This window comes from Niallia circulans (genome assembly GCF_003726095.1).
In the GTDB taxonomy this organism is placed as follows: domain Bacteria; phylum Bacillota; class Bacilli; order Bacillales; family Cytobacillaceae; genus Niallia; species Niallia circulans_A.
Genome location: NZ_CP026031.1, coordinates 2,977,547 through 2,990,615, shown reverse-complemented (window position 1 = coordinate 2,990,615; position 13,069 = coordinate 2,977,547). Strand labels below are relative to the sequence as shown.

Here is a 13,069-nt window from a genome sequence, read left to right as displayed (position 1 = left end):
TTAATATGGAGGGGCTTTATGTTCTGGACAGAAAAGAAGTTGGATGCACGAATCAAGGAACTGGAAAAATATCGCTATCGAGAATCAATTTCCTTAGACTCCTTTTCGATGCAATTAGATGAAGAAGGAGAGATTGGGGCAAGACCACCAGAAAATGGGGAATGGGCTACCATCCATGTCGGAGATCATTGGGCAGGAAGGGATCATTATGCCTGGTTAAAGACAGAAGTAGCAATCCCTGTGAGCTGGAAAGGGAAACAAGTATTGGGGTATTTTGATTTTGGCATAACAGATGGTGGAACGAATTCAGGTTTTGAGTCGCTTTTGTATGTAAATAAGAAAATCTATCAAGGAGTAGATGCGAATCATCGGGAAGTTTTTCTCAAAGAGGAACATTGCGGCACAAATGTCAGCTTGATTTTTCGTTTGTGGTCTGGCTTAGAAGGTGGCGGTAAACCGTTTATTCAGGAGCATAAGATAAAGAAGGCAGAGATTGCCTGGCTAGACGAAGCGACAGATGATTTATACTATACAGCCAAAGCAATGATCCAAACCATACATATTTTAGATGAAAACAGACCAGAGTATCAGACGATCCTAACAGCATTAAATCGAGCATTTTATGAAATAGACTGGACAGAACCAGAATCGGATTTATTTTATGAATCTATTAACAAGGCAAATAACTATTTAAATGCAACATTAGAAAAGATGGACAAGCATGCAGCTGTAACGATTCATGCAATTGGCCACACCCATATTGATGTTGCTTGGTTATGGCGCTTGAAGCATACTCGAGAAAAAGCGGCACGTTCCTTTTCCACCGTATTGCGTTTAATGGAGAAATATCCAGAATACTTATTTATGCAGTCCCAGCCTCAGCTATACGCCTATTTAAAAGAGGATTATCCGGAAATTTATGCCCAGCTGAAAGATAGAGTAGCGGAAGGAAGATGGGAACCAGAAGGCGGGATGTGGCTGGAGCCTGATTGTAATTTGCCTTCTGGGGAATCCTTTGTTCGTCAATTACTGCATGGAACGAGATTTTTGAAAGAGGAATTTGGGGTAACGAGTAAGTATCTATGGCTGCCAGATGTCTTTGGCTATAGCTGGGCATTGCCGCAAATTCTTAAACAAGCAGGAATAGAAACTTTTATGACGACGAAGATTAGCTGGAATCAGTACAATCGAATGCCGCATGATACCTTTCAATGGCGAGGCATTGATGGAACAGAAATTTTGACCCACTTTGTGACCACACCATATCCGAACAGCAGAGGCTGGGCTTATGATTATAATGGAGAAATGCAGGCAGATGTGGTGCAGGGAGCTTGGGATAATTATAAGGATAAAAATATAACGCAGGATTTACTAATGTCTTATGGCTATGGAGATGGTGGAGGGGGAGTAAATCGGGATATGCTGGAAATGAGAAGACGGTTTGACCGAATTCCTGGTCTGCCTGCTGTTAAATCAACTAAAGCAGGCGATTATTTTGATGCCCTTCATGAAAAAGTGAAGACCACAGATGAATATGTTCATACATGGGATGGAGAGCTCTATTTAGAATTTCATCGAGGAACCTATACCAGCCAAGCATATAATAAAAGAAGCAATCGCAAACAAGAATTATTATACCGGGAGACAGAACTGCTTAGTGTCCTAGTTGGTGTATTAGCTTCTGATTGGACCATTTATCCGCAGGAAGAGCTGCATAAAGGCTGGACGATTTTATTACGCAATCAGTTCCATGATATCATTCCAGGTTCTTCGATTCGTGAAGTATATGAAGATAGTCTATTAGAATATGAAGAAGCAGAAGGACTGGCTAATAAAGCACAAAAGCAAGTATTAACGAGAATAATCGATTCAGATGTCTCTGATCAGTTTACCGTGATAAATGACTCTTCATGGATACGTTCCGGATTGGTGGAGGTGCCAGTTAAACTTGGACTAGAAGAGGGAGAATGGTCATCAGAAAATGGGAAAGTGCTGCAAGTTGAAAAAGTAAATGGAAAGTGGCTTATATTAGTGGAAAACGTTCCATCACATGGATTAGCTAATCTTTTATTTAAATCGTCTGAAAATCAAGGTGCGAATAAGCAGTCTGCTTTTGTGATAAATAATAATGGGATAGAGACACCTTTTTATCAAATTCTTTGGAATGAAAAGGGACAATTAACTCGTATATTTGATAAAAAGGCACAAAGAAATGTGTTAAAAGAAAATCAGGCAGGAAATGTCCTGCAAGTATTTGAAGATAAGCCATTAAGATGGGAAGCTTGGGACATTGATATTTTTTATCAAGAAAAGCATCAAGAGATTTCTACATTAGAGAAGATAGAAATAATTGAAAACAACTCCTTAAGAGCAGTAATAAAATTTGTGTGGACATATCACCATTCGAAGGTAGAACAAGAGGTAATTCTCTATGCTGAAAATCCTAGAATAGACTTTAAGACATCTGTTGATTGGCATGAACAGCATCAGCTATTAAAAGTGGCATTTCCTGTTGAAATTCGTTCAACGCAAGCAACCTATGATATTCAGTTTGGAAATGTACAACGACCAACTCATTGGAATACAAGCTGGGATTATGCGAAGTTTGAAACGGTTGGACACCAATGGGCAGATTTATCGGAGCAAGGTTATGGAATAAGTCTTTTAAATGATTGTAAATATGGCTATGACATCAAAGATTCCGTGATGCGTCTGTCCCTTATTAAGGCTGGTACTTACCCAGATTATTTACAAGATCAAGGAGCACATACATTTATTTATTCTCTTCTGCCACATCAAGGTGATTGGAGAGAAGGGAGAACAGTCCAAGAGGCATGGGATTTAAATCAGCCATTAAAAAGTTTGGTAGGAAAGCTACAATCACAAGATTTTTCTTTATTCCAAATAGCGTCTGATCATTGCTTTATCGATGCAGTGAAAAAGGCAGAGGATGAGGATAAAGTCATTGTTCGTTTACATGAATTTATGGGGAAAAGAGGAACAGTAGAATTAACCTCAGATGCTCCTATAAAAGGATGGCAGGAATGTAATCTTCTGGAAGGGAAAAATGGAGAGAAACAAGAAAATGAAATAATAACATTTGCCATAAAGCCTTATGAAGTTAAGACGTTTTTAGTGGAAATCTAAATGATTTAAGCAGACCCCAATTATTCGTCTCGACACTTAAGGATCTGCTTTTTACTTTTCTATTAATCTATCATGTGAGGATACCTAAATGGTGTTAATGTAGAGCCTTCTTCCTTATTTTTAAGGCATTCTCTAATTTTATAAGATCTTTTTGGATCTCCTTTAAATCAGAATGGCATTGATTCAAAAGTTTCTGTATTTCCTTCCATTTATTATTTGATGACATCTCTTACTCTCCTTACATATGGGTTATTAATACAAAATATGTGGAAGAGAAAAGATATATTCTTATGATAGTAACTTTCTTTTTGCAATGAATTCAAACTATAAATCTTTAAAACCGAGAATCAAAACTAGGCTGCCAATTTTGACAGCCTAGTCTATTTATCTTTAATATTTAAATGACTTGTTTTATCGATTTTTTCTTTCGCAAAGGCCATGCTTCTACTCCTCTAAGCCCCTTAATATCATCTCGAAAGAATACAGGTTCTTTTCCTAGTTTTCGTTGTTTCATATAATGATCAAGTGCTTTAAAGGCAATTGGCCCAAGAATTGCTATGGCAACTAGATTAATAAGAGCCATGATTGCCATCGTGAAGTCAGCTAAATCCCAAACAATTTGCAAACTAGCTACAGCACCAAACATCACCATTCCTAGAGCTATTACGCGATAGAAGATTAAGAACCCCTTGCTTTTACTAATAAACGACAGGTTAGCTTCCCCGTAGTAGTAGCAGCCGATGATGGAAGTAAAGGCGAATAGAAATATGGCAATGCCGAGAAATACTCCACCCCAAGCACCAAAATGCTCTGCCATTGCTGCTTGTGATAATTCAATGCCTGTTAAACCTGACCCATACGCATCTGAGGTAAGAATAATAAACGCTGTTGCAGAACAAACGAGTAAAGTGTCAAAAAACACTCCGAGGGCTTGGATAAACCCTTGTTTTGCTGGGTGGGATACAGATGCTGTTGCAGCAGCGATTGGATCTCCACCAATTCCAGCTCCGTTAGAGAATAGACCTCTTTTCACGCCATTCATAATAGCAGCAGCAATTCCGCCACCCACTACCTGTTCAATACCGAATGCACTTTTAAAAATTAATACTAAAACATGAGGAATCTCTGTAATATTGGTGATTACTACAAAGACTGCAAGGAGAATATAGCCTAAGGCCATAAAGGGAACGATAAGAGATGAAATATCAGCAATACGTTTAATACCGCCAAATACAACTAAACTTGTGAGAATGACTAAAGCAATTCCGGCAATGACAGGACTAATGCCAAATGAGTTTTCTAATGCAACTGCAATGGTATTACTCTGTACGGCATTGAAGGTAGTACCATATGAAAGAATCATCATGACAGCAAAAAGTGCACTCATCCACTTTTTGTTCAGTTGTTTTTTCATATAGTAGGCAGGACCACCTTTGAACCGTCCGTTGTCTTTTGCCTTATAAATTTGCGCTAGCGTATTCTCTACAAAAGAGCTAGCGCTGCCAAGAATAGCTACCATCCACATCCAAAATACTGCTCCAGGTCCTCCAATTGCTAAGGCAATGGCTACTCCTGCAAGATTGCCTGTACCAATTCGAGTACCTGCCCCTACGAAAAATGCTTGTAGAGAAGAAATTTGTTTTTTCTCTGTGTGTTCAGGTGGCTTCTCTTTTACCTTTAGTAAGCGGAACATTTCCTTTACATGCCTGATTTGTGCAAATTTCGATCCTATGGTGAAATATATTCCGAGGCCGAGCAAGACGGCTATCAAAACATACCCCCACAGTACTGTATTTCCACTTGCGATTAACTTTTCAATAATATTCACGCAACCCCTCCCAAAAATTTTATGGTTTCGATTATCTCGAAAAATGTTGGTCCTGTCAAATAATATTGGCCTATGTCACTGTCAAAAAACACAAAAGGGGATTTTTGTAATAAGCTGTATACCTTGTCATTACTAGTATCGAAGCAATTAACTAAATAATTAAATTTTTTTAAAAAATTTCGGATACTAAGGATAAAATGGGTGTTTTTGTGGACCAGTATAGCGTCTAATTTTATCTGTATGCGTTAGTAAATTATTTTGTTAATAAAACATTTATTAATGAGGCCTATATCCCATTGAAAAAGAATAAAATCATCATCTTTGACAATTGTTACTTACTAATGGTAAGTTAGTTCTTGAAAACAATTAACTAATTAGTTGGAGGTAGAATATGTCTCATTTAGAAGAAATAATGAAAAGCCGTAAATCGGTAAGAATATATGATTCAGCTCATAAAATAGAAAAAAAGGAATTGGAAGAAATTTTAGCATTAGCAACAAGTGCACCGTCTTCTAGTAATTTGCAGTCTTGGAGATTTATTGTAATCCAAGATCAGGAACTAAAAAAAGAGTTAAGAGAAATTGGCAATAACCAAGCGCAAATAGAAGATTCTTCAGCGATTATTGCTGTTTTAGGAGATACAGATGCTTATAGAAATGTGGAAGAAATCTATGAGAAAAATGTTTCCCTTGGCTATATGGATCAATCCATTGCAGATAGAACGATTAACAACACGCTAAGTTTATATCCCAATCAACCAAAACAAATATTAGCACAAATTGCTAGCTATGATGCAGGCTTAATTTCCATGCAGATTTTACTGCTAGCAAAAGAACGAGGGTATGATACCGTTATAATGGGCGGTTTTGATAAAGATGCATTTGCGAAACGTTTTGAGTTACCAGAAAACCAATTTCCGATTACCCTTATTGCAATAGGAAAAGCTGCTGCACCAGCTTTTAATACTAGCAGAATGCCGATAGAAAAAATTGCGAAATTTTACTGATTGAGAGAGAAAAAAGTGCCTTGATTCTAAAAAGAAAGAAGGCACTTTTGGGTTATTTTATTTCGATTGCAGAGGTTTCACCTGCTATACGGCCAAATACGATGATGTCAGCAACAGCATTTCCACCAATTCTATTTCCACCATGAACACCACCAGTAACTTCACCTGCAGCATACAGTCCTTTAATGATATTTCCTTGTTTATCTAAAACATGAGTTTTTGTATCAATTTTTAATCCACCCATAGTATGATGTATACCTGGAGTTACGGGAATTATATAGTATGGACCTTCTTCTAATGTTTGAGTGAGATGGACCCTGTCAAATTCTTCGTCTTTTTTATTTTTAACGTATTTTGTGTAATTTTTTAAAGTAGAAGCAATGGTACTGCTATCTATTCCTGCTGCCTTTCCTAAAGCTTCTATTGTTTCTCCTTTTATAGCATAGCCATCTTTAATATATCCTGCTAATGAGGCATTTTCATCAGCCATTTCTTGGTTTACGACGAGATATGCAACTTTATCTGTCTGTGCCAAAATGTTTTTCGAAACAACATCACGTGTCAATAATTCATTGGTAAATCTTTTTCCTTCTTTATTTACTAAAATGGCTCCGTCTCCGCGTAATCCTTCTGTAAATAAATAGCCTGTTTCTGGATCGGTTGTTGGATGAATTTGTATCTGATCCATATCTACGAGATCAGCCCCAGCCTTTTCTGCCATAGCAATTCCTGATCCTGTTGCTCCTGCATGATTTGTTGTTGAGAAACCTTCCAGATCTTTATTGTATTTAATAACCATTTCAGCATTTGCTCCAAAACCACCTGTTGCTAAAATAACAGATTTTGCATTAACCGTGAAGGAATTCTTATTTTTATCGGTAGCTTTTACTCCTACAATCGCTCCATCTTTTTTTATTAAACTATCAGCTGTAGTATTTAATAAAATGGGAGTATTTAATTTTTTCAATTTATTGGATAGAACCTCTACAATAACAGGACCAACTGGTGATCCATCTGCTGGCTGATGAATTCTTGGGTTCGTTTGCCCACCAGATAATGTTACCTTTGTTAAACCTGCTCCCATATCATTTAGCCATTTCAGTGCATCAGGAGCATTATCTACTAGAGTTTGTAGCAGTTTTGGATCATTTAAGTTTTTGCCGCCTTTCATCGTATCGTCAAACCATGTTTGTTTGTCGTCTTTAATTCCATCCGCTTCTTGGTATTTGGTGCCTGCCACATTCATTCCACCTGTTGCTTTATTTGTGTTTCCACCAATGATAGGCATTTGCTCTAAAATGACAACAGACTTACCAGCTTCGCTAGCCTTCACGGCTGCTGCAAGTCCTGCACCACCTGCACCTACTATAGCGACATCAACATCTAAGTCTTCCTGCTTTTGCTCTTCTACAATGACTTTATTTGCAGCATCTTTTAAGGCTTTCATATCGGCTCCCGACTTTTCTAACGCCTTTGTAACAGCTTCAATAATTCCGTTACTAGATTCACTTGCTCCTGATACAACATCCACTGCTAAACTTTGTGAGGAGATAATATCATTGGTTAATTGAGTAGTTGCCCCATCACTAATACTGCCTGTTTCTCCGTCTGCACTGATTTCAATTTTCTCAATCTTATCTTTTGAAACTGTTACTGTAGCTTTAATTTCTCCTCCATGACCAGTGGAAATGCCTTCGTATGTTCCCGCTTTAAACTTTGCTTTTTCTTCTGTATTCGTATTGTTGCTACAACCTGCTATTATCAGCATAAATATAGCTAGAAGAACAAATGCTATACTAGAAGATCTTTTCATAAAAATTTTCCCCTCTCTCTATATGTATTGTTCATTATTTCACAATGTCTATCATAAAGAACATGCTCAACTACTAGCTATCAAAATAATAATGTTCAAAATAAGTTCATAAGTATGTGGAGAATTTGTGAATCTTTAAAGGATAAGGAAATCGTACTTTTTGTAATTTATTTCTATTCGCGCTAAACTAAAAGAGAATTCGAAAAAGGAGTGTGGAAAGATGAATGTTGTTACATTAAATAATGGCTTAAAAATGCCTCAACTGGGGTTTGGCGTATGGCAGGTTCCAGATGAAGAAGCGGCTGTTGCTGTCAGCACTGCTTTTAAAGTAGGCTATACTTCCATTGATACAGCGATGGTATATCAAAACGAAGCAGGTGTAGGAAAAGCAATTAAAGAATCTTCTATTCCACGCGAAGAGTTGTTTATTACAACAAAAGTGTGGAACAGTGATCAGGGCTATGAGAATACACTAAGAGCATTCGATGAAAGTTTAGAAAGATTAGGGCTTGATTACGTCGATCTTTATTTGATTCATTGGCCAACCCCACAATTTGATGAGTATGTGGATACATATAGAGCACTAGAAAAATTATATAAAGATGGCAGAGTCAAGGCAATTGGTGTTTGTAACTTTGAAATTGAACATTTAGAGCGCATTTTAAATGAATGTGAGGTTAAACCTGTTTTGAATCAGGTAGAATGTCATCCATATTTAGCGCAAAATGAATTAAAGGAATTTTGCGCAAAGCATGATATTTTTGTAGAAGCGTGGAGCCCGCTTGATCAAGGGGGAGAAGTTCTTCAGGATGAAGTCATCACACAAATTGCAGAAACAAAAGAAAAGTCACCAGCACAAGTAGTACTGCGTTGGCATTTGCAAAATAATACGATTGTTATTCCGAAATCAGTGACACCATCTCGCATTGAAGAAAATTTCCATGTGTTTGATTTTGAATTAACAGAGGAAGAAATGAAACAAATTAATGAGCTAAACCGCAATAGACGAAAAGGTCCACACCCAAATGATATGAATAACCGATAAGAAAGAAAGGGAATAGTGCTGCTATATTTAATAGCAGCACTATTCCCTTTTCCAATTATATCTATTGGTATTAGAACGGGTTTGTTCCTAGTACTGTAGCTGTTTTTACATAGATTCTTGGATGCAGTTTTAATTGAGAAACAATCAGTTCTGCGATATCTTCTGGCTGCATGTATTTCTCTGCATCACCTTTGATTAAATCTGTTTTAACAGCAAGCTCTGTTGCAACTGTACTTGGTGTTAAGGAAGTAACACGAATATTATTTCTGCGTACTTCTTGTGCTAATGATTCTGTCATTCCGATTAGACCGAATTTAGAAGCACTGTATGCACTAGAAGTAGCAGCGCCATTTAAGCCATTTGTAGAAGAAATATTGATAATATCTCCGCCATTTTTTTCGATTAATTGTGGTAAAACTGCCTTTGTTACATAATATGGTCCCATTAAATTTACGTCGATGATTTGTTTCCATTCTTCTGGGTCCATATCTAAAAGAGATTGGAATTTACCAATTCCAGCATTATTGATTAAAATATCTGCTTTCCCTAGTTCGTTTGTTAAAGTAGAAATTGCTTGTTCTACTTCTTCTAAAGAGGATACATCAACTGTTGCATAAGCAGCTTTTACGCCAAGTGCTTCCACTTCTTTGGCTACTTCTTGTAATGCGCCTTCTGTACGAGCAAGTAAACCAATATTTACACCTTCATTTGCGAGTGCAACTGCTACTGCTTTTCCTATCCCTCTTCCAGCTCCCGTAATGAAAGCTACTTTTCCTTTTAAAGATTGTGCCATTAAAAGCAACTCCTTCCAATCATTGTTCAGTAAATAATACTTTGTCTATTTTAAGATTTTCTGCAGGTATTAGCAAGAAAGCCGCTTAGAGAAAAGATTTATTATCTATCATTCATATAATGTTTCTTCTCTCCAATTGGAATGGTTCTTGCCATCGAACAAATTTTGCCTAATATCCTGTTTATTATCTTTTTTCTGGCGAAAAATATACCTGCTAAAACGAGTACCATGCCATATGTATTTACATTTTGGAAAGGAAGGTCAAGTTTCCACTATCTCTAATTGTCGGGAATTTTCCCGATATTTGGGACGTTTATCTACAAATGACAGCGTTTACCTAAATGCTCGTGAGTTATTGAAACGGCTTTCATCTGGTGATTAAATAGAGATTGAAGTTAGCAAATACAAAAAAATAATTAAAGAGGGGTGATTTATATGATGCAAAAGCTTCAGAGATTTGGTGGAGCAATGTTTACACCAGTACTTTTATTTGCATTTTCGGGTATTGTTCTTGCTATTACTATTATGTTAAATAATCCCCAAATTGTCGGAAGTATAGCAGATGAAGGTACAACTTGGAATAGTATTTTAACTATTTTGGAAGATGGTGCATGGACAGTATTTAATCAGATGGAATTGCTTTTTGTTATCGGTATTGCACTTGGATTGGCTAAAACTGCTAATGCAAGAGCCGTGATGGAAGCAGTTGTTGTATATCTTACTTTTAATTATTTTCTATCAGGTATATTAGAATTCTTTGGACCAACATTCGGTGTTGATTTTAGTCAGGAAGTTGGCAGTACTAGTGGAATGAAACTAATTGCTGGCATAAAAACATTGGATACTGGAATTATCGGAGCAATACTAATTTCTAGTATAACGGTCTGGCTTCATAATAAGTATTTTGAAAAGAAATTACCGGAATGGCTTGGGATATTCCAGGGATCTACGTACGTCGTCATTCTAGGTTACTTTATAATGATTCCTATCGCAGTTGTTGTTGCATGGATATGGCCGATTATTCAATCTGGAATCGGTTCCCTTCAAGGATTTTTAGCTAGTTCAGGAACATTCGGTGTTTGGTTTTACCATCTTTTTGAAAGAGCATTAATCCCAACAGGATTGCATCACTTTATTTATACGCCATTTATGTTTGGCCCAGCAGTTGTAGAAGATGGAATCGTTAAATATTGGATGGGTAATCTTGGGGACTTTGCACAAAGTGCGGAATCACTAAAAACTTTGTTCCCAGCTGGTGGCTTTGGATTATATGGAAACTCCAAGATGTTTGCAGCACCAGGGATTGCATTAGCAATTTATTTCACAGCAAAAAAAGAAAAAAGGAAGAAAGTAGCTGCCCTTCTAATTCCAGCTACCTTAACAGCGGTATTGGCAGGGATTACAGAGCCACTAGAATTTACTTTCTTATTTGTTGCACCTGTATTATTTGCTGTTCACGCTGTCCTCGCAGCTACATTGTCAGCAACGCTATATACATTCGGAGTAGTGGGAGATATGGGTGGCGGTCTGATTGAAATAATGTCTAAAAACTGGATTCCATTATTCGGTAATCATTGGGATGTTTATGTAGCCCAAATCGTAATTGGGTTAATTTTTTCTGGTATTTACTTTTTGGTTTTCCGTTTTCTTATCTTGAAGTTTAACTTTGCTACACCTGGAAGAGAGACGGATGATAAAGAGGTTAAACTATATAGAAAGAAAGATTATCAAGAAAAACAAAAAGGCAGAGATAAAAAAGATGAGGTTGCAGTAACAGTTGTGGAGAACAGTTATAGAGAAAAAGCTGCGATATTTCTTCATGCTTTAGGTGGTACAGAGAATATTGAAACAATAAATAATTGTGCAACAAGACTAAGAATTAGTGTAAAGGATCCCAATCTAGTGATGCCTGATATTGCCTTTAGAGAGGGTGGTGCTCATGGAGTTGTTAGAAATAATAAAGGCATACAAATTATTGTAGGCTTATCAGTTCCTCAAGTGAGAGAAGAGTTTGAAAAGTTAAAAAATGAAGAATAGGAGAGATTATTTATGAAAAAATTTTCAATCACAGTAGCAGGTGGAGGAAGTACTTTTACGCCGGGAATTATATTAATGCTTTTAGAAAACCTAGATAAATTTCCGATTAGACAAATTAATTTTTATGATAATGATAAAGAACGCCAACAGCAAATAGCTGATGCGTGTGAAATAATTATTAAAGAAAAAGATCCTGAAATTACTTTTTTAGCTACAACGGAACCAGAGGAAGCCTTTGTGGATATTGATTTTGTGATGGCACATATTCGTGTAGGAAAGTACGCAATGAGAGAAAAGGATGAAAAGATACCTTTAAAATATGGGGTAGTTGGTCAAGAAACATGTGGTCCTGGTGGAATTGCCTACGGAATGAGATCCATCGGAGGCGTATTAGAAATATTAGATTATATGGAAAAATATTCGCCTAATGCATGGATGTTGAATTATTCAAATCCAGCTGCCATTGTTGCAGAAGCAACTAGAAAATTACGACCAAATTCAAAGATCCTTAATATTTGTGATATGCCGATTGGAATTGAAAATCTGATGGCAAAGATACTAGGTCTCCCTTCACGGAAAGATATGACTATCCGCTATTATGGTCTAAATCATTTTGGCTGGTGGACAGATATTCGTGATAAAGAAGGAAATGATTTAATGCCCAAATTGAAAGAGCATGTAAAGGATTATGGCTATGATTTAGCAAAAAATGAAGGACAACATGCAGATGAAAGCTGGCAATCTACTTTTAGAAAGGCGAAAGATGTGTATGCAGTTGATCCTGACACCTTACCTAATACGTACTTAAAATATTACTTCTATCCTCAAGATGAAGTAGAGCATACAGATCCTAACTATACAAGAGCAAATCAGGTTATGGATGGAAGAGAGAAATTTATATTTTCTCAATGTAATAGAATAGCAGAGTTAGGTTCTACAGAAGGTTCAGAGTTAGAAATAGACGAACATGCTTCTTATATCGTAGACTTAGCCCGTGCGATAGCATATGATACACAGGAAAGAATGCTTTTAATTGTTGAAAATAATGGAGCGATTCAAAACTTTGATCCAACTGCAATGGTAGAAATTCCATGTATTGTCGGAGTTAATGGGCCTGAACCGTTAGTACAAGGAACTATTCCTCGATTCCAAAAGGGATTAATGGAGCAGCAAGTAGCTGTAGAAAAATTGGTAGTAGAAGCTTGGGAAGAACATTCTTATCAAAAGCTTTGGCAAGCCATTACCTTATCAAGAACGGTTCCAAATGCTAGAGTAGCAAAACAAATTTTAGATGATTTAATGGAAGCAAATAAAGAATATTGGCCAGAACTTAATTAGTAGAGAGAAACAGGGTGCTTGAAAAAGGGCACTCTGCTTTTCTATTTATTAATGTTTTTCTG

8 protein-coding genes are annotated in these 13,069 nt (G+C 36.8%); 5 read left to right on the top strand and 3 right to left on the bottom strand.

Annotation, left to right across the window (positions count from 1 at the left end):
• The first annotated feature begins 18 nt into the window (after positions 1-18).
• On the top strand, positions 19-3,147 hold the full coding sequence (locus C2I06_RS14435) for an alpha-mannosidase (RefSeq protein WP_123258285.1): 3,129 nt from the start codon (positions 19-21) through the stop codon (positions 3,145-3,147).
• Between the two features lie 397 nt (positions 3,148-3,544).
• Here C2I06_RS14435 and C2I06_RS14430 read toward each other — a convergent pair whose 3' ends face one another.
• Entirely contained in the window at positions 3,545-4,975 is a 1,431-nt protein-coding gene (locus C2I06_RS14430) for an alanine/glycine:cation symporter family protein (RefSeq protein WP_095329872.1), read from the bottom strand.
• Between the two features lie 391 nt (positions 4,976-5,366).
• Between C2I06_RS14430 and C2I06_RS14425 the strand changes: the two genes are divergently transcribed.
• Positions 5,367-5,981, top strand: coding sequence for a nitroreductase family protein (locus C2I06_RS14425; RefSeq protein WP_095329873.1), 615 nt, complete (start codon positions 5,367-5,369; stop codon positions 5,979-5,981).
• A gap of 52 nt (positions 5,982-6,033) precedes the next feature.
• On the opposite strand, the gene C2I06_RS14420 is transcribed toward C2I06_RS14425, so the two are convergent.
• Positions 6,034-7,794 carry a flavocytochrome c gene (locus tag C2I06_RS14420; RefSeq protein WP_095329874.1) on the bottom strand — a complete coding sequence of 587 codons (1,761 nt, stop codon included), beginning with the start codon at positions 7,792-7,794 and terminating at the stop codon, positions 6,034-6,036.
• Positions 7,795-8,014: 220 nt separating this feature from the next.
• Here C2I06_RS14420 and C2I06_RS14415 point away from each other — a divergent pair, with 220 nt between their 5' ends.
• Positions 8,015-8,839: an aldo/keto reductase gene (locus tag C2I06_RS14415; RefSeq protein WP_095329875.1), complete on the top strand. Its 825-nt coding sequence runs from the start codon at positions 8,015-8,017 to the stop codon at positions 8,837-8,839.
• Positions 8,840-8,909: 70 nt separating this feature from the next.
• On the opposite strand, the gene C2I06_RS14410 is transcribed toward C2I06_RS14415, so the two are convergent.
• A complete protein-coding gene (locus C2I06_RS14410; RefSeq protein ID WP_123258284.1) occupies positions 8,910-9,632 on the bottom strand; it encodes a 3-ketoacyl-ACP reductase in 723 nt (240 codons plus the stop codon).
• Between the two features lie 435 nt (positions 9,633-10,067).
• On the opposite strand from C2I06_RS14410, the gene C2I06_RS14405 reads away from it, so the two are divergent.
• On the top strand, positions 10,068-11,669 hold the full coding sequence (locus tag C2I06_RS14405) for an alpha-glucoside-specific PTS transporter subunit IIBC (protein ID WP_123258283.1): 1,602 nt from the start codon (positions 10,068-10,070) through the stop codon (positions 11,667-11,669).
• A 12-nt stretch (positions 11,670-11,681) separates the two neighbouring features.
• Positions 11,682-13,007 (top strand): 6-phospho-alpha-glucosidase, encoded by a 1,326-nt coding sequence (locus tag C2I06_RS14400; protein ID WP_123258282.1) that lies wholly within the window; start codon positions 11,682-11,684, stop codon positions 13,005-13,007.
• The last annotated feature ends 62 nt before the right edge of the window (positions 13,008-13,069 follow it).